Annotated in this window: 17 protein-coding genes; 4 read left to right on the top strand and 13 right to left on the bottom strand. The window is 62.1% G+C overall.

The window, feature by feature from the left end:
* The first annotated feature begins 244 nt into the window (after positions 1-244).
* The 4 genes from KJB29_RS14480 (at position 245) to shc (ending at position 4830) form a co-directional block, all read left to right on the top strand.
* Positions 245-1024, top strand: coding sequence for an SDR family NAD(P)-dependent oxidoreductase (locus tag KJB29_RS14480; protein WP_215735132.1), 780 nt, complete (start codon positions 245-247; stop codon positions 1022-1024).
* 54 nt (positions 1025-1078) lie between these two features.
* On the top strand, positions 1079-1804 hold the full coding sequence (locus KJB29_RS14475) for a BON domain-containing protein (RefSeq protein WP_215735131.1): 726 nt from the start codon (positions 1079-1081) through the stop codon (positions 1802-1804).
* A 140-nt stretch (positions 1805-1944) separates the two neighbouring features.
* A complete protein-coding gene (locus KJB29_RS14470; protein ID WP_215735130.1) occupies positions 1945-2556 on the top strand; it encodes a TetR/AcrR family transcriptional regulator in 612 nt (203 codons plus the stop codon).
* An 81-nt stretch (positions 2557-2637) separates the two neighbouring features.
* On the top strand, positions 2638-4830 hold the full coding sequence (shc, locus tag KJB29_RS14465) for a squalene--hopene cyclase (RefSeq protein ID WP_215735129.1): 2193 nt from the start codon (positions 2638-2640) through the stop codon (positions 4828-4830).
* 5 nt (positions 4831-4835) lie between these two features.
* Here shc and KJB29_RS14460 read toward each other — a convergent pair whose 3' ends face one another.
* From KJB29_RS14460 to KJB29_RS14400, 13 genes are all read right to left on the bottom strand, one after another.
* On the bottom strand, positions 4836-6509 hold the full coding sequence (locus tag KJB29_RS14460) for a radical SAM protein (protein WP_215735128.1): 1674 nt from the start codon (positions 6507-6509) through the stop codon (positions 4836-4838).
* A gap of 164 nt (positions 6510-6673) precedes the next feature.
* Positions 6674-7828: a cell division protein FtsZ gene (ftsZ, locus tag KJB29_RS14455; RefSeq protein WP_215735127.1), complete on the bottom strand. Its 1155-nt coding sequence runs from the start codon at positions 7826-7828 to the stop codon at positions 6674-6676.
* 87 nt (positions 7829-7915) lie between these two features.
* A complete protein-coding gene (ftsA, locus tag KJB29_RS14450; protein WP_215735126.1) occupies positions 7916-9151 on the bottom strand; it encodes a cell division protein FtsA in 1236 nt (411 codons plus the stop codon).
* Positions 9152-9172: 21 nt separating this feature from the next.
* Positions 9173-10006 carry a cell division protein FtsQ/DivIB gene (locus KJB29_RS14445; RefSeq protein ID WP_215735125.1) on the bottom strand — a complete coding sequence of 278 codons (834 nt, stop codon included), beginning with the start codon at positions 10004-10006 and terminating at the stop codon, positions 9173-9175.
* An 85-nt stretch (positions 10007-10091) separates the two neighbouring features.
* Positions 10092-11063: a D-alanine--D-alanine ligase gene (locus KJB29_RS14440; protein WP_215735124.1), complete on the bottom strand. Its 972-nt coding sequence runs from the start codon at positions 11061-11063 to the stop codon at positions 10092-10094.
* Positions 11064-11103: 40 nt separating this feature from the next.
* Positions 11104-12006, bottom strand: coding sequence for a UDP-N-acetylmuramate dehydrogenase (gene murB, locus KJB29_RS14435; RefSeq protein WP_215735123.1), 903 nt, complete (start codon positions 12004-12006; stop codon positions 11104-11106).
* Between the two features lie 4 nt (positions 12007-12010).
* Positions 12011-13396, bottom strand: a complete 1386-nt coding sequence (gene murC / locus KJB29_RS14430) for a UDP-N-acetylmuramate--L-alanine ligase (protein ID WP_215735122.1) — start codon at positions 13394-13396, stop codon at positions 12011-12013.
* 2 nt (positions 13397-13398) lie between these two features.
* Positions 13399-14493: an undecaprenyldiphospho-muramoylpentapeptide beta-N-acetylglucosaminyltransferase gene (murG, locus tag KJB29_RS14425; protein ID WP_215735121.1), complete on the bottom strand. Its 1095-nt coding sequence runs from the start codon at positions 14491-14493 to the stop codon at positions 13399-13401.
* Positions 14490-15617: a putative lipid II flippase FtsW gene (gene ftsW / locus KJB29_RS14420; protein ID WP_343213570.1), complete on the bottom strand. Its 1128-nt coding sequence runs from the start codon at positions 15615-15617 to the stop codon at positions 14490-14492. Before ftsW ends, murG begins: the two co-directional genes overlap by 4 nt.
* A complete protein-coding gene (gene murD, locus KJB29_RS14415) occupies positions 15614-16972 on the bottom strand; it encodes a UDP-N-acetylmuramoyl-L-alanine--D-glutamate ligase (RefSeq protein WP_215735120.1) in 1359 nt (452 codons plus the stop codon). Before murD ends, ftsW begins: the two co-directional genes overlap by 4 nt.
* Before the next feature lies 1 nt (position 16973).
* Entirely contained in the window at positions 16974-18050 is a 1077-nt protein-coding gene (gene mraY, locus KJB29_RS14410) for a phospho-N-acetylmuramoyl-pentapeptide-transferase (RefSeq protein ID WP_004512381.1), read from the bottom strand.
* Positions 18050-19462, bottom strand: a complete 1413-nt coding sequence (locus KJB29_RS14405; protein ID WP_215735119.1) for a UDP-N-acetylmuramoyl-tripeptide--D-alanyl-D-alanine ligase — start codon at positions 19460-19462, stop codon at positions 18050-18052. Before KJB29_RS14405 ends, mraY begins: the two co-directional genes overlap by 1 nt.
* Position 19463: 1 nt before the next feature.
* A complete protein-coding gene (locus KJB29_RS14400) occupies positions 19464-20999 on the bottom strand; it encodes a UDP-N-acetylmuramoyl-L-alanyl-D-glutamate--2,6-diaminopimelate ligase (RefSeq protein ID WP_215735118.1) in 1536 nt (511 codons plus the stop codon).
* Positions 21000-21027 lie beyond the last annotated feature (28 nt).

Here is a 21027-nt window from a genome sequence, read left to right as displayed (position 1 = left end):
CCGTATTTGCCATGAACTTCTCCGCAAACACGGCCGCCGCTTGAGTTGGGAGTGTCTACTATTGACAGGACACCTCAAAGTTCGAGCATCTTACCCTTGACGCGTGGATGAATCAACCGTCAAGTCGAGCGCAGTCAATCTCAATTTTGGGAGGTACCCCCCAGCATCTCCAGCGAAATTGGGTAAAATGGTAGTTAAAACCGGCAAGGAACAATCGGTTGCCGGTCACTGCAGGGAGGTGGCGATGAGTCTCAAGGGAAAGACAGCGATCGTAACGGGCGCCGGCCGAGGTCTCGGCCGCGCTTCCGCCATGGCACTGGCGCGGGAGGGGGCCGATCTGGTGATCATGAGCAGGACCCCCAAGGAACTGGAGGAGACCGCGACGCTCGTCATGGAAGCGGGGGGAACGGTGGTGATCCAGGAGGGTGACGTGGCGAACCCAGCAGACGTCCGGCGGGTGGTGGAGACCGCGGTCGAGACGTTCGAATCGGTCGACATCCTCATGAACAATGCGGCAGTCATCGGCCCGGTCCGCTCCCTCCATCAGGTGGCCCCGGAGGAGTGGGCGTACGCCATGGCCGTTAACCTCACCGCCCCCTGGCTCTTTGCTCGGGAGGTCATCCCTCACATGATCCGCCAGAAGGGGGGGAAAATCATCAACGTCATCTCGGGGCTGGGCGAAATCGTCATCTCCCCCTTCGGGGCCTACGCCATTGCCAAGGCGGGGCTCATTCACATGACGCGCTACCTGGCCGAGGAGTTGAAGGTCCACAACATCCAGGTGAACGGTCTCAACCCGGCGGTGATGGACACCCGGATGCAGGAGGATATCCGCGGCCTCGGACCGGCGGTTCTTGGTCCCGATGTCTTCGCCGACTTCACGGCCATGAGGGATCGGAAGGAACTCCTCCCGCCCGAACGGGTGGCGCGGTTGGCGGTCTTCCTCGCCTCCGAAGAGTCTGACCGGGTAACGGGAGAAAACGGGACCGAGAGCCATTTCCGCACCTTCGGCTACCACTATTAGACATAGGAATGAAGTGATCGCGATGCGGGAACGTCCACACAGGAGGTGTAGCCCATGAAACCGACCGAAGAGACGCTGAGAAGAATAGAAGCCGCCTTTGAACGGGAGCCCCGGATCAATCTCCACGCCTACCCCTTCCAGATGGAGATCGACGACGGGATATTGACCCTTGAGGGGGTGACTGAGAGCGTGGCGGCCAAAAAGCTCGCCCTGGAACTGGCCGCCGCGGAGCCGGGCGTGGCAGGGATCGTGGACCGGCTGCGGGTGGAGCCTGCCGAGGCCATGGAGGACGAGGATATCCGCAACCACGTCTGCGACGCCTTCATCCAGGAGCCGGCCTTCGCCGACTACGCCATCCGCGCCTTTTCCTTCGGCGCCTGGGAGACGGTGCGCAGCGCCCCGCGGGAGCCGACCGGGGTCATGGAGGTGGAGGTGGCCGATGGCATTGTCACCCTGAACGGCACCGTCGGCAGCCTCTCCCACAAGCGCCTGGCCGGGGTCCTGGCGTGGTGGGTGCCGGGAAGCCGCGACGTGGTGAATGGGCTGGAGGTCTCCCCACCCGAAGAGGACAACGACGACGAGGTAATCGACGCCGTCCGTCTTGTCCTGGAGAAGGATCCCTTCGTCAACGCATCCCAGATCCGGGTAAGCTGCCGCGACTGCGTCGTCACCCTGGAAGGGGTGGTGCCCAAGCCGAAAGAGAAGGAGATGGCCGAGGCCGATGCGTGGTACGTCTTCGGGGTCGACCGGGTGATGAACAGGCTGGAGGTGCGGGAATAAGGCTCCTAGCCGCCAAGGGCCAGACGGCACGTTTGCCAGGGCCGCGCAGCCTCCGCCGCTCCCGCCTTCCAATCAAGGCTTGACAGCATGACCTCGATTCACTAATCTGTGAAAAAATTCAGTTAACACTGTTAAGTATCATGACATTGCGCGAACGCAGACAAAAACACAAGGCGCAGTTCCGCCAGGAGATTCTCGACGCCTCCAGGGAGCTTTTCTCCCAGATCGGGTACGAGCGGTTCTCCATGCGCAAGCTTGCGGCCAAAATCGAGCACTCTCCCACAACCATCTACCTCTATTTCCGCGACAAGGATGATCTCCTCTATTCTCTCTGCGAAGAGCTGTTCGCCAAGCTGTTCCAGAGCTACCAGGACATCTCGCGGGGAGAGAACGACCCGCGGCAGGTGTTGCGTCTTTGCCTCCTGAGGTATATCGAGTTCGGGCTGGCGAATCCCGGCCACTACAAGGTCGCCTTTTTCACGAGTCCCGTCGTCTATGGGTCGCCGACGGAATTCCTGCAAAAGGACAGCATGGGACGGCGCACCTACTTTCATATCCTCCGGACCGTAGAAGAGGCCATGGCGGCCGGCATGCTTCGCCCCATGGACGCGGACCTTCTCGCGCAGACATTATGGGTCGCTGTCCACGGAGTCGTGACCTCGCGAATTTACACCGCCGATTTCCCCATGGTGGACGCCGTCCTCCAGGCAGAGACGCTGGTGGATGGGCTGCTCGCCGGTTTCGGCGCGTAAAATTTTTTTGCCATACTATTTACACTGTTAACCAAAGATACCATAGTTAATATTTCGCCACTCAAGGGAAAGGATGCACGAATGGCAAAGGGAATTCTCAACAAATTTGCCGTGATCGCCGGCAACAAGAACGCCGGTCTGACGGCCGAGGAAGAATGCACCGTCGTCGCACCCATAAAAGAGGTCTCGGGAAAGGCCGTCCACTGCCGTCAGGCCGTCAAAATGGCGGAGGAGTATCTGCTGGCGCTTCAGAATCCAGAGGGGTACTGGGTCTTTGAACTGGAGGCGGACGTCACGATACCGTCGGAGTACATCATGCTTCAGCGGTTTCTCGGCAGGGAGATTTCCCCGGAACTGAGGAGGCGGCTGGAGAATTACCTCCTGGACAGGCAATTGCCCGACGGCGGCTGGCCCCTCTACGCCGTGGACGGGTCTGCCAATATCAGCGCCACGGTCAAGGCCTATCTCGCCCTCAAGGTGCTGGGGCACTCACCCCAGGCACCCCACATGATACGCGCGCGCATCATGGTCCTCAGCCTCGGCGGCGCAGCCAGGTGCAATGTGTTCACGCGTATCCTGCTGGCCCTGTTCGGCCAGATCCCCTGGCATACCCCGCCGGCAATGCCCGTGGAGATCGTCCTTCTCCCCCAGTGGTTTTTCTTTCATTTGAGCAAAGTCTCCTACTGGTCGAGAACTGTCATCGTCCCCCTGCTGCTGCTCTACGCCAAGCAGCCCGTGTGCCGGTTGCGGCCCGAGGAGGGAATTCCCGAACTGTTCAGCACGCCGCCCGACAAGCTGCGCAACCTGGATGGCTTTCAGTCGGAGCGCTGGCGGAAAAATGCCTTCATCATCATTGACCGCCTGCTCAAGCGTTTCAACCGTTTCATCCCTTCCGCCATTCATCGGAAGGCCATGGCCGAAGCAGAGCATTGGACAAGATCCCGCATGCAGGGAAACGGCGGGATCGGCGCCATTTTCCCGGCCATGGCCTATGCGGTCATGGCCCTCCGCGTGCTTGGTTGCGGGGAAGACGACCCCGACTATGTACGTGGGATGCAGGCCATCGACGACCTGCTCCAGCATCGCACTCCCCAGGAAGCAGATTCTCCCCGCACGGGCGGACCGTGCATCGACAGCGGCACGTCGGCGGCTTTTGCCTTCGATCCCTCTCCCCACGCGGCAGCGGACGGCAGAGGGAACAGCAGCATCTGCCAGCCATGCAATTCCCCGATCTGGGACACCTGCCTAAGCCTTTCGGCGCTCATGGAAGCAGGCATGCCAGCGAGCCACCCCGCGGCGAAACAGGCCGTTGAATGGCTGTTATCCCAGCAGATTTTCTCACCAGGAGACTGGTCGTTGAAGGCTCCTGATCTGGAGGGGGGCGGATGGGCTTTCCAGTTCGAAAACACCCTCTATCCCGATCTGGACGACACCTCGAAAGTCATCATGTCGCTTCTCCGTGCCGGAGCGCTGGAGAATGGGCTCTACCGCGACCGGGTGGCCCGCGGTGTGAATTGGGTACTCGGGATGCAGAGCCGTGACGGAGGGTGGGCAGCTTTCGACATCGACAACAACTACCACTACCTGAACGATATCCCGTTCGCCGACCACGGGGCGCTCCTCGACCCGAGCACCTCGGACCTGACGGGACGCTGCATCGAGCTTCTCTCCATGGTCGGTTTCGACAGGACGTTTCCCCCCATCGCACGGGGGATCGATTTCCTGCGCTCGGAGCAGGAAGAGAGCGGCGCCTGGTTCGGCCGATGGGGGGTAAACTACATCTACGGTACGTGGTCGGTGCTGTCCGGCCTCAGGCAGGCAGGGGAAGATATGCAGCAGCCCTATGTCCGCAGGGCAATGGGATGGCTGACGTCATGTCAGAACCACGACGGGGGATGGGGAGAAACCTGCTATTCCTACGACGATCCTTCGCTGGCCGGCCAAGGGGAGAGCACCCCGTCTCAGACAGCCTGGAGTCTCCTGGGGCTCATGGCCGCCGGAGATGTACACAGCCTGGCCGTCCGGCGTGGCGTGCGCTACCTGCTCGACCACCAGAATCAATGGGGAACCTGGGAGGAGAAACATTTTACCGGCACCGGGTTCCCGAGGGTCTTTTACCTGCGCTACCACGGGTACCGTCACTACTTCCCCCTGTGGGCGCTCGGCGTCTATTCACGGCTCAGCTCGGGACAAAAGACCCGCCAGGAAGAACGCCGCCATTCATCGCCCGGCGATCTCCATCTCCCTTGGCTGGAGAGAATCGGAAGACGATAGCGGTCTCACCGGGGAGGGGTCGCCTTCAGATACTCCCGCCTGAGCCGCTCGGCATCGGCGCTGGCTATGACATCCCACGGCAGCATCTCGTCGAGGGGGATGGTCCGATGGACCAGGAGGTCAGTGTCGACGGGAAATTCCCGGGCCGCCCGCTTCCAGTTCCCCAGCTCCGCGGCGCGGAGGAGGAACCCCGAGAACCGCCGGTCCCCTCGGGAGAGGAGGGCCTGGAGCCAGGCATCCTTGGGGCTTTCGGCAATGAGCCGGACGTTCGGCAGTTTCCCCACCGCCTGCTGGAGGTACTTGAGCTTTTTCTCCAGGGAGGGGGTATCTTCCATGCCGCACCACTGGAACGGTGTGAACGGCTTGGGGACAAAGGGGTTCACGGAGAGGATGATCTCACCGAGCCGCTTGTTTTTCCGCGCCGCGGCAATGACCCGCTCGCGGATCTTCCCCACGAGGAGGGCCATCTCCTCCAGATCCTCCATGGTCTCGGTGGGGAGGCCGATAATGAAATAGAGCTTCAGGTTCAGGATATCATGGCCGATAAGGAGATCGCAGGCGGCCAGAATCTGCTCCTCGGTCAGGTTCTTGTTGATGAGGTCCCGTATCCGCTGGCTCCCCCCCTCGGGGGCCAGGGCCACGGTCTTGTGGCCGCTCGCCTTGAGCACCTCGATCATTCCCTCGTCGAGACGGTCGATTCGCAGCGACGACACTGACACCGTTCCCCCCTCCGCCAGGATGTGCCGGCAGAGTTCACCGATCTCCCGAAAATCCGACACGGCCGCCCCCACGAGCCCGATCTTGCGCCGGTGGCTGAGTCCTTCGGCGACGGCGGCCTTGACCGCGTCGAGTGAGCGCTGCCGGTAGGGATGGTAGATGAAGCCGGCGGCACAGAAGCGGCACCCCCGCCCGCACCCCCGGGAGACCTCAACCAGATACATGTCGGAAAACTCGGTGCCGGGCGTCAAAATCTCGGACACGGTGGCCCGCCCGTCGGGCTCGGCCATCCAGATACGCTTCACCTGCTCCGGCGCACCGTCCTTCGCCTCCCGCGACACCAGGCAGGCGCCGTCGTACTCCATCGCGTAGAGAGCCGGCACGTAGATGCCGGGAAGTCCCACGACTCCCGCAAGAAACGTTGCGCGGTCCCCAATCCCGTCGGCGCGGATGTGGTCCAGAAGCACCGGCAGGATCGCCTCCCCCTCCCCCACAACAATGAGGTCCAGGAAATCCGCCACCGGCTCCGGATTCAGAAAGAGGGCCGCCCCGCCCCCCATGACGAGGGGATGGGACCCCGTCCGTTCAGCCGCCAGGGCCGGGATCCCGGCCAGGTCGAAGATGACGGGGATGTTCAGGTAGTCGCTCTCGAAAGAAACCGAAAAAGCAATAATATCAAAAGAGGAAAGTGGTTCCTGGGACTCCAGGGAGAGGAGCCGGGTGCCGCTGCGGCGGTATTCCCGCAGATCGTCCGGGTCGGGGAGGAAAGCCCGTTCACAGAGGATGTCGGACTCGGCGTTCAGCAGCGCATGGACCGCCTGGAAGCCGAGGTTGCTCATGGCCACGGCATAGCGGTTGGGATAGACGAGGCAGACGGTCAGTTTTCCGCCACGCCGCTTGGGTGAATTCCCCTCTTCCTGGACAAGGATACGGCGGTATTTTTCAATGATTTTCCACGACATTGTCAAAAGGTACCACGGGGAAGGAGGTTTCAGAAAGGAGAAAAAAGGCCCGGCCCCCCTGGAGGGGGTAAGTGGGGAGCCGGGAAATTGAAAGCAATGACTGAAACAAAGGGGGAAAGGGCGCGCCGCAGGGCTACGGGCTCCACGGCACGCCCCGCATTCAACTAATCGACCGACTTCCTCAGGAACGTCGGAATGTCGTACTGGTCCTCTTCATCGGAGAAGAACCCCTTCTGGCGGCTGTAGGAAGGTTCCCGCTGCTGCTTTTCCCGGATAAAGGTGGGGATCTCCCGGTTCACTTCCTGGCGGCCGCCGAGGGGGGTGACGGTCTTCAGCTCCTGGCGCTGCTTCTCCACATCGAAGCGGTCGCCGAACCCGGTGGCGATGGCGGTCACCTTGAGCTCCTCACCCAGGTTCTCGTCGATGGTGACGCCGATGATGATGTTGGCGTCCTCGTGGACCTTCTCGTGGATGGTCCGATTCACCGCCTCGAACTCGTCCATGGTCATGGAAGAGGAGCCAGAGATGTTCACCAGAACCCCCTTGGCGCCGGAGATGTCCACATCCTCCAGGAGAGGGCTGGAGATGGCGCGCAGGGCAGCTTCCACCGCCCGGTTCTCGCCGGCGGCGATGCCGATTCCCATCATGGCCATGCCCCGCTCGCTCATGATCGCCTTCACGTCGGCGAAGTCCACGTTGATGAAGCCGCTCGTGGTGATGAGGTCGGAAATACCCTGGACCGCCTGGCGGAGCACGTCGTCGGAGGGCTTAAAGGCGTCGAGGATCGACATGGACTTGCCGGCGAGCCCGATGAGCCGGTCGTTGGGGATGACAATGAGGGAATCCACGTGCTTTTTCAACTCCCGGACACCGTCATCGGCCTTGGCCAGGCGCTGCTTCCCCTCGCGGGAGAAGGGCTTGGTGACCACGCCGACGGTGAGGGCGCCCGCCTCCTTGGCCACTTCGGCGATGATGGGGGCCGCGCCGGTGCCGGTGCCGCCTCCCATGCCGGCGGCGATGAAGATCATATCCGCACCCTTTAGGGTTTCCGCCAGCTGCTCCCGGTCCTCCAGGGCCGCCTCGCGCCCCCGGGACGGATCGGCCCCGGCCCCGAGCCCTTTGGTGAGCTGCCGTCCGATCTGGATCTTGATGGGCGCCTTGGAGATGCGCAGGGCCTGCACATCGGTGTTGGCCACGGCGAAGTCAACCCCGCTGACCTGGCTCTCGATCATGGTGTTGACCGCATTCCCCCCGCTGCCGCCTACGCCGATGACCTTGATCCTGGCACATTGATCGATGCTTTCGTCGAATTCGAACATACCCTACCCCCTTTTTCCTTTCATGATGTGTTTGGTTGTCATTGCAATACAGAACAAAACATGAATGCGAACAATACGCTCCGGTTACTAGAAAAACTCCCCGAACCACTCCTTCATCCGCCGGGAAACCCGCCGGAAAAGGTTCTCGTCGGTCTGGGCCGTGGGGAACTCACGGATGCCAACGTTCTTGCTCCCGTAGACCACAAGCCCGACCCCTGTTGCGTAGACCGGCGAGTTGACCACGTCCACGAGGCCGCCGATCTGCTGCGGCATGCCGCGGCGCACCGGCAGGTTGAAGACCTGCTCGGCCAGTTCCGGCATCCCCTCCAGGATGGTGGTGCCGCCGGTGATGACCACGCCGGAGGCGATGAGGTCCTCGAAGCCCGACTTCATGAGCTCGCGGTTGACCAGGGTGAAGATCTCCTCCACCCGCGGCTCCAGGATCTCGGCCAGAAGCTGCCGGGAGAGAACCCGCGGCTTGCGCCCCCCCACGCTCGGCACCTCGATGGTCTCTTCCTTCCCCACCAGGGACGCCATGCAGCAGCCGTACTTCTGCTTGATCTTCTCCGCCTCGGCCATGGGGGTCCGAAGCCCAACGGCGATATCGTTGGTCAGGTGGTTCCCCCCCAGGGAGAGGACCGAAGTGTGCTTGATGGCGCCGTCCACGAAGATGGCGATGTCGGTGGTGCCGCCGCCGATGTCGACCAGCGCCACCCCCAGCTCCTTCTCGTCGGCGGAGAGAACAGCCTCGGAGGAGGCCAGCTGCTCCAGGACGATGTCGGCCACGTCGAGGCCTGCCCGGTTGCACGCCTTCACGATGTTCTGGGCGCTGGCCACGGCGCCGGTAACGATGTGGACCTTGGCTTCGAGCCGCACCCCGCTCATGCCGAGGGGCTCGCGGATGCCATCCTGGTCGTCGATGATGAATTCCTGGGGAAGGATGTGGATCACCTCCCGGTCCATGGGGATGGCGATGGCCTTGGCCGCATCGATGACCCGCTTCACATCTTCAGAGGTCACCTCGCGGTTCTTGATGGCGATCACCCCCTGGGAGTTGAATCCCTTGATGTGGCCCCCGGCAATCCCCGCATAGACGGAGCGGATCTCGCAGCCGGCCATGAGTTCCGCCTCGGAGACCGCCTTCTTGATGGACTCGACCGTGCTCTCGATATTGATCACGACACCCTTGCGCATTCCCCGCGACGGGCTGCTGCCGATCCCGACGATGTCGATGCCGTCCTCCGTGACGTTGCCGACGATGGCACAAATCTTGGTTGTGCCGATATCGAGCCCGACGATCAGGTTATCCCTTCGTGCCGACATAGTGTTTCCCCCTCCCCCACTTTATCCTTTTTTGACGATGATCTTGTCCTGGTAGTCGCAATCGATGTACTCAACTGCCGTCATCTGCGTCTTCAGTTCCCCGTAGACCGTGGCGAAACGGGCCAGCTTGGTCTCGTACCCATCCTTGCCGAGCCGTACCGGCACGCCGCCACCGGCGGTGAAGAGAGTGAGGCCGAATCCCTTGTCGATGTGAATCTCCGAAACATCGGCCAGGGTAAAGGCGCTCCCCTTCTTCAGCATATCCATGAGGGCCACGGCGCCGGTGAGCATCTCCCTGGCTCCCTTGGGATCCCGGGCCAGATCATCCTCGGTGATGCCGGTTATGACCGGAAAATTGAGGCTGTCACCCTGGGTAAGAGGCTTAAAGACCTCCCCCTTGGCATCCAGGTAGTAGAGGAACCCCATGTTCACCACAGCTACCGGTTCCCGCTCCACCACCTCGATGCGGATGGTGTGGGGGAAGTAGCGGCGCACCTGCACCTTCTCGATCCAGGGATTCTTGGCCAGTTGTTCGCCGATGCGGCGTAACCGCAGCCCCAGCATGGAATCGCCCCTTCTCACCCCGGCCTGTCCAAGAACTTCGTCACGAGTCAGGTGCCTCAACTTCGACACCTCAATGGCCTCCACCTGCAGTACCGCAATCTCGTACCGGGAGGCGAACGCGTACCCCTTGTAGCCTGCGCCCCCCACGACCGCCACGGCCAACGCGCCGAGCACAGCCCGGCTCCCCCAGGTGATGAGGGGGCGCCAGTTGATCGGCTTCCGCTCTTTCTTTACCCGGTTGCGGCTCTTGTTGGCCGGCTGGATTCGTGTTTTTACGTGTAAATCGCGCATGAATTCGGTGATCGGGGACCAGGGACCAGGGACCGGCAAAAGCAAACGACCAGTTCCACGTCCAACGATCCCCCTGCAGTTCCTATTATGATTCTGATCCCGGTCCCTGGTCCCCGGTCCCTGGTCCCTGAATTTTCAGCGAAGCCGAGACCAGAATCCGCTCAACAAGCTCCTCGAAATCAATCCCTGCCTCCTTCTGGGCGATCTCCGGCAGGAGGCTCAGGGCCGTCATCCCCGGCAGGGTATTCACTTCGAGGAGAAAACAGCCACCCCCCTCGGTCACCAGGAAGTCTACCCGGCTGTACCCGCCGCACCCCAGGGCCCGATGGGCCTTCTCCCCTTCGGCGAGGAGCTTGCGGTACAGGTCGGCGGGAAGAACCGGCGGGCAGATGTGCTCCGCCATGCCGTCGGTGTACTTGGCCTCAAAGTCGTAGAACTCCTTCTTCGGTACAATCTCGATGGCTCCCATGGCCCGGTCGTCGAGAATCCCCACTTGAATCTCCCGCCCCTTGACGAACTTCTCCACGAGGATTTCGTTGTCGTAGCGGAACGCGTTCTCCAGAGCGGCGGCAAGCTCCTCCGCCTTCTTCACGATGCTTACCCCCATCGACGATCCCTCCTGGGAGGGCTTCACCACGACGGGAAGATCAATGCCGACCGGAACGGGGTCGAAGGTTTCGTCCCGCACGAGCACCCGGTGGGGGGTTATCGTGAGGCCTGCGGCGGCAAAGGCCTGCTTGGCGAAAATCTTGTTCATGGCCAGGGCGCTCGCAAGGACCCCCGAGCCGGTGTAGGGGATTCCCATGAGTTCCAGCACCCCCTGGACCGCCCCGTCTTCGCCGTAGCGGCCGTGGAGGCAGATGAAGGCCACGTCGATCCACTCTCTGACGAGGACCTGGGGCAGATCGCGGTCCACGTCAATGGCAACGGCGTCATATCCCCGGGCCAGAAGCGCCTTGTGCACCGCTCCTCCGCTGGAGAGAGAGACCTCCCGTTCCGCCGAGAGCCCCCCCATAAGCACGCCGATCTTCTTGGTTTTCAGTTCATCACGGGTCATCGCGTTTTCGCCTGAGCGCTTCTTGGAAGCGGTTCTTTAATCACTCTTCACCGACAATCCTGACCTCTTCTTCAAGAGTTATGCCGGTACGTTGTTTTACTGCCTCATTAATTCGGGTAACCAGGGCAAGAAAATCGGCAGCCGTCGCTCCCCCCCGATTTATCAGGAAGTTAGCGTGGGCCTCCGACACCTGGGCGCCCCCCACCCGCTCTCCCCGAAGCCCAGTTTCGTCAATCAGCCGCCAAGCAGCGGTCCCCTCCGGATTTTTGAAGAAGGACCCGGCGTTGGGAAAGCCGACTTTTTGACTCGCGGCCCGGTGTTCCAGGTAACCGGCGATCCGTGACCCGATCTGATCGGGATCGGCCGGATCCAGGCGAAAGGTTGCCCCAACAATAATCTCGCCAGGCGCGAGCCTCAGGAACCGGTAGCCGTAATCGAGGCCGTTGTGGCCGGTTTGCAGCATCTCCCCGTCCCGGATAGTGAGGAGTTCCTCCACTCGGTCAACCACTGCTCCACCGTGGGCTCCGGCGTTCATGGCCAGGGCGCCGCCAACCGTGCCGGGAATGCCGCAGAGAAACTCAAGCCCCCCAAGCCCCCTGTCCCGCAGCAGCTGCACGAGTTGCCGGTTGGTCACTCCAGCCCCGGCCATCACCCTCTCCCCGGCGAGCAGTGTCATCTCATCCAGGCGCGCGAGGGAAATGACCACGCCACGAATGCCGCCGTCCCGTACCAGGAGGTTGTATCCCCCGCCGACCACCAGGTAGGGGGTACCGGTTTCAGCCAGAAGCGCCAGGAGCGCCGTAAGATCATCCCGGTCAGCCGGGGTGACGAAGAAGTCGGCGGCGCCCCCCACCTTGAGCGAGGTGTGGCGCGACATCGGCTCATCCCGCAGGATCTCCCCCCTCAACTCTGCATGGAGGCGGGCGTACAGATCGTTATTCAAAGAACTATCCTTCTGTCGTCTCCAGCTTTCGGAGCAGGGCCTCTCCGGTCTGCCAGATGTTGCCGGCGCCGAGGGTCAGGACGATGTCCCCGGGCCTCACGATCTGGAGCAGGTGGTCGGGGAGCGCCTCCCGGTCGGCGATGTACGTCACATCCCGCTGTCCGTGCTTGCGGATATTCTCCGCCAGACGCTCCGCCGTCACCCCCTCGATGGGGGCCTCGCCGGCCGAGTAGATGTCGGTGAGCACCAGCACATCGGCATCGTAGAAGCAGGTGACGAATTCGGCAAAGAGCTCCTTCGTGCGGCTGAAGCGGTGGGGCTGGAAGGCCACCACGAGCCGCCGGTCGGGCCAGCCGCTCTTGCCCGCGGCCAGGGTCGCCCGGATTTCCGCCGGATGGTGCCCATAGTCGTCAACCACCGTAATGCCGTTCACCTCACCCTTTACCTGAAAGCGCCGCCCAACGCCGCCGAACTTGGCAAACCCCTCCTGGATCTGGGCGAAGGGAACATCGAGCTCCATGGCCACGGCGATGCACGCGAGGGCGTTCAGCACGTTGTGGGCACCGGGCATAGCGAACGAAACCTCCCCCATCCGGTATCCCTTGTAGTGGGCCACAAAGGAGGTGGTTCCCCCTTCGAGGCGGATGTGGGTAGCGCGGATGTCAGCCTGGGACGAAAGGCCATAGGTGACGAACCGCTTCTTCACCCGCGGGAGTATCTCGGCGATGTTCCGGTCTTCCAGACAGAGGACCGCCAGGCCGTAGAAGGGTATCTTGTTGATGAAATCAACGAAGGTATCCTTGATCTGCTCGATGCCGCCGGTGTAGAAGTCCAGGTGATCAGCGTCGATATTGGTCACCACCGCGATGGTGGGGGAGAGCTTCAGGAACGAGCCGTCGGATTCGTCGGCCTCGGCCACCAGGAACTGCCCCTGGCCGAGCTTGGCGTTGGTGCCGAGGGTGTTGAGCTTGCCGCCGATGACGATGGTGGGGTCAATGCCGCCGTGGGTGAGAACCGTGGCCACCATGGAGGTGGTGGTGGTCTTGCCGTGGGTGCCGGCGATGGCGATCCCGTACTTCATCCGCATCAGCTCAGCCAGCATCTCTGCCCGGGGGATCACCGGGATCATGCGCCGCTTGGCCTCCACCACCTCGGGATTGTCGTCGTGGACCGCTGTGGAAGTCACCACCACGTCCACATCGGCCAGGTTCTCCCGAGCGTGGCCGAAACGGATGTCCCCGCCGAGGGAGGCAAGGCGGTCGGTGGTTTCCGATTGCTTCAGGTCGGAGCCGGACACCTTGTACCCCAGGTTCAGGAGCACCTCGGCGATGCCGCTCATGCCGATGCCGCCGATGCCGACGAAGTGTATTTTTTCGATCTTTCCGTACATATCTATTTTTCTTTCCTTTTACTTGTCATCATTTCGTCAACGATCACCTGGGCCGCATCGAGCCGTGCAAGCCCCTGGGCTGCCTCTCCGACACTTTTCAGCCGCGCCGGGTCGGCCATGAGGTCACGGATGGTTTTCGCCAGCACCTCGCCAGAAAGCTCCTGCTCGATAATCACGAACCCGGCCCCCCGTTTGAGGAGCGCCTCGGCGTTACGACGCTGGTGGTCGTCCACGGCGTGGGGATACGGGATAAAAATGCACGGCTTGCCGCAGGCGGTGATCTCGGCGATGGTGGTGGCACCTGCCCGGCAGACCACCAGGTCGGCCCAACGGTAGGCATCGGCCATGGAATCGATGAACGCTACCACGTCGGCGGCAACTTCCTGCTCCTCATAGACCGAGGTCACATCTTCCAGATCATTCTCGCCGGTCTGGTGGGTGATCCGCAGCCTCTCCTTCACGTCCTCCAGATAGGGCAGAACTTCTCCCATGATAAGGTTGATCCGGTGAGCCCCGGCGCTTCCGCCAAAGACCAGGAGGTGAAAGGCATCATCGGCCCGGTCTTCCTGAGGGGCAAGGGCAACCTGCTCCAGTATCTGGCGACGGAGCGGGTTCCCGGTGAGCAGCGTCCGCTCCTCGGGGAAAAACTTCCGTGACTCTTCCAAAGAGATAAAAACCCGCTCGGCCACCGTGGCAAGCATCTTGTTGGTGAAGCCGGGGATTGCATTCTGCTCATGAATGAAGCGCGGGATATGCATCCCCCGGGCCGCAAGCAGCGCCGGCGCCGACGCGTACCCCCCCACGCCCAGGACCAGATCGGGCTTGAACTCCTTGAGAATCTTCCGGGACTGGGCATAGCCGTAGAGGAACTTGGCAAGCCCCTTGGCCCGGGCGACGCTCCCCTTGCCACGGATACCGGCAGCGGTGATGCATTCGAGCCGGTACCCCAGCTTCGGCAATACCCGTGCCTCGATTCCCCGCCAGGTCCCCACAAAGAGCACCTCGTTCCCTTTCTTGCGAGCGAGGAACTCCTCGGCCACCGCAATGCCGGGGAAGAGATGCCCCCCGGTTCCGCCGCCTGCGATCAGAAGTCTCATGGCGTCCCCTTCATCCGGGTTGACACGTTGAGGAGAATCCCCACCGCGAAGAGCGTTACAATGAGGGAACTGCCGCCATAGCTGATGAACGGCAGCGCCAATCCCTTGGTGGGGAGAAGCCCCGTGACAACCCCCATGTTGACGAAGGCCTGAATGCCGAGCAGCGTCACAATCCCGAAGGCCAGAAAGCGCCCGAAGGGGTCCTGGGCCATGAGAGCCACCCTCACCCCTCGAAGCACGAGCATCAGGAACATGGCCGCGATAACGATGACGCCGATGAGCCCCAGTTCCTCCCCAATTACCGAGAGGATGAAATCGGTGTGGGCCTCGGGGAGGAAGAACATCTTCTGCTTCCCCTCGCCGAGTCCCTGGCCGATGATGCCGCCGTTGCCGAAGGCGAGCCAGGACTGGATGATCTGGAAACCGGTGTTGGTGGGATCCTCCCAGGGATTCAGGTATGCCAGGATGCGACGGCGCCGATAGTCCACGTTCATGACGAGGAAGTAGAGAAACGGCAGAGCCAGCACCACCATTCCGAGGATGTAGCGGGGCCTGGTGCCGGCGGCGAAGAGCATGAGAATGGCGACCCCCCCCATGGTGAGGGCAGCCCCCAGGTCATGCTGCTTAAGGAGGATCGCCAGCAGGATGGCAAGGAGTACCATGTAGGGGGCGAAGCCGGTGGAGAAGAACTTCACCTTTTCCTGTTTCTTGTCGAGGGAGTAGGCCATGTACATGATCAGCGCCATCTTGGCCAGCTCCGACGGCTGGAAGTTGAAGCCCGGAAACCTGATCCAGCGGGAGGCACCCTTGGCAGCGCCGCCGATTCCCGGAATGAAGACCAGAAAGAGAAGCAGCAGGCAACCGAGGAGAATCGGAACGGCATACTCCCGCCACTGCCGGTAGTCTATCCGCATGGCGAGCACCATACCCGCGAAGCCCATCACCGCGTAGATCCCCTGACGCTTCAGGAAGTAGAAGCCGTCGTGAAACTTCTTGGTGGCCATGACCGACGATGCCGAGTAGACCATCACCACTCCGAAGCAGGTTAGGGCTACCGCCATCAGGAGGATGACCAGGTCGTAACGCTCGATCTCTTTCAGGTTCAGTTTGAAGTTCAGGTTCACGGGCGCTCTCCCGTGCCGAGGGCGTTTACGGCCGCGCGGAAACGCTGGGCCCGTTCCTCGTAGTCGCGGAACATATCGAAACTGGAGCAGGCCGGCGAGAAAAGGACTACCCCTCCCGGCTCCGTGAGGCTCGCTGCCAGCTCGATCGCTTCCTCAAGGGTCGTGGCCATGCGGGTATCGGTAAGGCTCCCCAGTTCCCGGGCCATCCGTTCCTTTGCCTCGCCGATGAGGACCATGTGCCGCACCCGCTCCGTCACCAGGGGGGCCAGGGGCGCGTACGATCCCCCCTTGTCCTTCCCTCCGGCAATGAGGGTGATGTCATTGAAACTGGCGAGGGCCTTCTCCACACTTCCCACGTTGGTGGCTTTGCTGTCCTCGTAGTAACGGACGCCCGCCAACTCCCGCACCAGCTCCATCCGGTGGGGGAGCCCGCCGAACCCTTCAACGGCCGCAAGGGCCTGTTTTGCGTCGCACCCCAGGAGGAGGGTCGCGGCGAGGGAGGCCATGATGTTTTCGATATTGTGGACTCCGGTGATCCGGAATCGGGCGGTGGGGAAGCGTTCCTCACGCCCCTGGTGCCGGAAGGTGATGACGCCGTCCCGGTGGAAGACCCCCTCGGCAAGCTCCCGCTGTTGGCTCATGGGGAATACCGTCGCGGCTACCCGCCCGGCAATGCCGGCCACGATGGGATCATCCACGTTCAGCACGGCGAAATCCGACGCTTCCTGGTTTTCGAAGATCCGCACCTTGGCGTCAATGTACTCCTGGAACGTAGCATAGCGGTCCAGGTGGTCCTCGGTGATATTGAGGAGCACCGCCACCCGCGGACGGAAGGAGCTGATCCATTCCAGCTGGAAGGAACTGATCTCCACCGCCACCCGTTCCACCGCCTCGCCTCCCTCTACAAGCTCGATGAGAGGATTGCCGATGTTCCCCCCCACGAAGGTCCGGAACCCGCAGGCGCTGAAGATCTCCCCTGTCAGGGTCGTGGTGGTGGTCTTGCCGTTGGTCCCGGTGATGGCCACCATGGGGGCAGTAACGAACCGGGACGCCAGTTCGATCTCGGTAATCACCTCACGTCCGGCCCTGCGGGCCGCCTGGAGATAGGGGCTCTCCTGGGGGACGCCGGGACTCACCACCACTACGTCGGCAGCAGCAAAATCAGCCTCATCGTGGTGGCCTAGCACGTACCGCACGGAAAGTCCTGCCAGCTCCCGGAGGGGACCGGCCAGGGCGGACTCGTCGCGAAGGTCGGTCACGGTCACCCGCGCCCCGTTTCGCGCCAGAAAGCGGACCACCGCCACGCCCGTGCGGGCAAGGCCTACGACCAGTATGTTCTTTCCCGAAATTTCCATGCTATCTCAGCTTCAAGGTCGAGATCGCCACCAGGGCCAGGATAATGGTGATGATCCAGAACCGCACGATGATCTTCGGCTCCGCCACACCCTTAAGCTCGAAGTGGTGGTGGATGGGGGCCATGCGGAAGATCCGCTTCCCCCTGTACTTATAGGACCCCACCTGGAAGATGACCGACAGGGCCTCAACGACGAACACCCCGCCGACGATGACGAGGAGGATCTCCTGCTTGGTGATGACCGCCAGGGTCCCGAGCCCGCCGCCGAGGGAGAGGGATCCCACGTCACCCATGAAAACCTCGGCTGGGTAGGCGTTGTACCAGAGAAAGCCTATTCCCGCGCCCACCATGGCTCCGCAGAGGACAGCCAACTCGCCGGCGCCGGGGACATAGGGAGTCTGTAAATAGCTGGACAGCTTAGCATTGCCGGCTATGTAAGTAAACAGCAGATAGGTTGCTGCGTTGATGGCCACGGGACCGATGGCCAGACCGTCGAGGCCGTCGGTCAGGTTCACGGCATTGCTCGCCCCCACGATGACCAGCATGGCAAAGGGGATGTAAAACCAGGAAAGGTCGGGGTGGAGCCGCTTGAAAAAGGGGAAGGCGAGCTCGGTCGACATATTCACCACGAAAACGAGGAAGCAGACCGCCATGCCGGCGATCAGCAACTGGCCGGCCATCTTCTGGCGGGGGGAGAGCCCCTTGGGGTTTTTCTCCACCACTTTCTTGTAGTCGTCGGTGAAACCGATAAGTCCGTACCCCACGATCACAAAGAGAGTTGTCCAGACGTAGCGGTTTGTCAGGTCGGCCCACAGAAGCGTCGGAATCACGATGGATGCAAGGATGAGAATCCCGCCCATGGTGGGGGTACCCGACTTCTTCAGGTGGGATTCGGGACCGTCGGTGCGGATAACCTGCCGGGCCTGGAGCGCCTCCAGCTTCCGGATGACCCAGGGGCCGAGAATGAACGACACCAGCAGGGCGGTGATGACGGCGTAGATGGTCCTGAACGTCAGGTACTTAAAGACGTTGAAGATCCTGAAGTCGCTCGCCAGCGGATAAAGGAGATGGTAGAGCATTAGGCCGAGGCCCCCTTCCCGAGGGACGCGGCAAAGACTTCACGCATCTTTTCCGCGACCCGATCCATGGCCAATCCCCGGGATCCTTTCACGAGGATGAAATCGCCCGCCGCGGTGGTTCGCCGCAGGTCCGCCACAATGGCGTCATGGCTCGTGGCAACCGTAACTGCATCGTCCGCGAGCCCTCCCTCGAGTGCCCCAGCAGCAACAATGCCGGCCATTCCCCCCATCACGTAGAGACGATCGACGCAGGTGGCTGCCAGAAGTCCCAGCTGGCGGTGGGCCTCCTCGGCCCCTTCGCCCAGCTCGAGCATGTCGCCAAGAACCGCCACCGCCCTGCGTCCTGCGCGGATCTCCCGCAGTGTGGTGAGGGCTGCCGCCATGGAGGCGGGGTTAGCATTGTAGCTGTCGTCGATGAGGATGACGTCCCCCACCTCCTCCAGATTGAACCTCCTGGCATAGGGTGAAAATTCTCCCAGACCCCGGGCTATGGTCTCGGTGGGAACACCAAGGACATGGGCAGCCGCGGCAGCGGCAAGGGCATTGGAGACATTGTGACGGCCGAAGGCCCGCAGGGTGACCGGAACCGATTCCGTAGGAAACCGGAGGATGAAACGCTGGCCATTGCGTCCAAGATTCTCGACCGCCTCGGCAGTGACATCGGCGTTGTGGAGCCCGAAGGAAACACGACGGACTCCGTCGGGGGAGGGACAACGGGCGATGAGGGGATCGTCGGCGTTGAACACGGCGCACCCCTCTGCAGGGAGCCGCAGGAAGAGCTCTCCTTTGGCCCGTGCCACCCCTTCGACACTTCCCAGGGTCTCCAGGTGGGCTGGATAGGCGTTGGTGATGATCCCCACATCCGGACGGGCAATCTCAGCCAGACGGTCGATCTCGCCAAAGGCGCTCATCCCCATCTCCAGGACAGCCCAACGATGGGAGTTATCGAGGCGAAGAAGCATCTGGGGAAGCCCGATCAGGTTATTGAGGTTCCCCTCTGTCTTGAGCCCGGGGCCGGTCTGCCCCAGGATGGCGGCCAGCATCTCCTTGGTGGTTGTCTTGCCGTTGCTCCCGGTCACGGCCACCACTGGAATGGCAAAGCGCTGCCGATGAAAACAGGCCAAATCGCCAAGGGCCTCCAGGGTATCGTCGACGGCGACGGCGGAGACACCGGGCGGGAGTTCGTTCTTCTCCAGCCACTGGTGCTCCGCAAGCACAACCTGTACCCCGCGATCGCATGCAGCGCCGAGGTAATCGTGGCCGTCAAACCGTTCACCTCGCAACGGCACGAACAGCTCGCCGGGCTGAACCGTTCGGGAGTCGGTTGACACCCCCACCACGCCGGCAGTCTTCCCTTCGCCGACGAGGGTGCCTCCCGTTGCCTCACGTATGTCTGCCAGAGAGAATAACACGCTATCCCTGTCCTTTGGATGACAGTTCCCGAAAAGCGGCAGCAACCTCTTCCCGATCGTCGAAGTGGTGCTTCATCGTCCCGATAATCTGGTAGTCCTCGTGTCCCTTGCCAGCGAGGAGCAGAACATCCCCAGGACGTGCCACGCGAGCGGCCAGCCTGATTGCCTCGCGTCTCGACTCCACCGCAACAAACCCTTTGGCATCGAAACCGGTGGTGAGTTCTTCCGCCCCATACTCCCGGAGCCCCAGAGAACGGATGCCGCCGAGAATCTCGCCAATAATCGCTCCGGCATTCTCGGTTCGCGGGTTGTCGGAGGTGACGATGGATAGATCGCTGAAACGCCCTGCAATCTCCCCCATGACGGGCCGTTTTCCCCGATCCCGGTCTCCGCCGCAACCGAATACAGTGATGATCCGGCCGGTGGCGATCTCGGCAACGGTCTTCAGGACATTCTCCAGAGCGTCGCCCGTGTGGGCATAATCGACCAGCACCGTGATCCCATGGTCGTTATCAACCCGCTCAAGGCGTCCAGGGACCCGGACATCCCCCTCGATTCCCCCGCGAATTGCATCCGGGGTGAGTCCCAAGGCCACGCCAGCCGCCACAGCCGCCAGGATGTTGTAGAGGTTGAACCGCCCCAGAAGCCGCGAGTGAAACGGTATCGCACCAAGCGGGGTAACGAGGGTACCGGAGATTCCATCGACAGAAAAGGTGACCATCTCGGCCCGGACAATGGCTGAAGGAGACAGCCCGTAGCTCACCACCGGCGCAACGGCGTCACTGGCGAGTCGGGCGCCATAGGGGTCGTCCACGTTAATGACCGCGGCACGTCGGGGTTTCGTGTCGTCCGCTGCCAGAAGCTCGGCAAAAAGCCGCGCCTTGCTTTCAAAGTACGACTCCATGTCCCGATGATAGTCCAGGTGGTCACGGGTGAGATTGGTGAAGACGCCGACATCGAAGCGGCATCCATCCACCCGTCGCTGCTCAAGGGCATGGGAAGAAACCTCCATGACCACACCTTGGGCGCCCCGGTCCACCAGATCGCGTATGGTCCGCTGCAGATCTACCGACTCGGGAGTCGTGTGGGGAGCCGGGATAGTCTTGTCACCGAAGCGGTAACTGATAGTCCCGAGAACCGCCACAGGGATGCCGGCTCGGGCCATGACGGCCTCCACCAGATACGTAGTGGTCGTCTTTCCGTTGGTCCCCGTGATACCGACCACGGGAATACCATCGGTGGGGTTGCCGTAGAAGGCTGCGGCAGCACGGGACATGGCAAGACGCGCGTCATCGACCTTCAGCCAGGTCATCCCTTCGGGGACCCGCGACGAATCCTCCACCACCACGGCAACCGCGCCACGGTCGCGGGAGGCGACAATGTAATCATGGCCGTCTGTCGCCACGCCCCTCAACGCGAAAAAGAGACCGCCGGACCGCACCTGCCGTGAATCGCAGTAGAGCCCTTCGATCTCCAGCGCCAGAAATCCTTCTGCTTCAGAGGGATTAATGACCCGTGCCAGATCTTCCAGTCTCATGTTCCCTCGCCATAGAATTTACTTGTGC

The sequence above is a fragment of the Geobacter grbiciae genome, assembly GCF_018531165.1.
GTDB lineage: Bacteria > Desulfobacterota > Desulfuromonadia > Geobacterales > Geobacteraceae > Geobacter > Geobacter metallireducens.
This window is presented reverse-complemented; position numbering and strand designations above follow the sequence as displayed.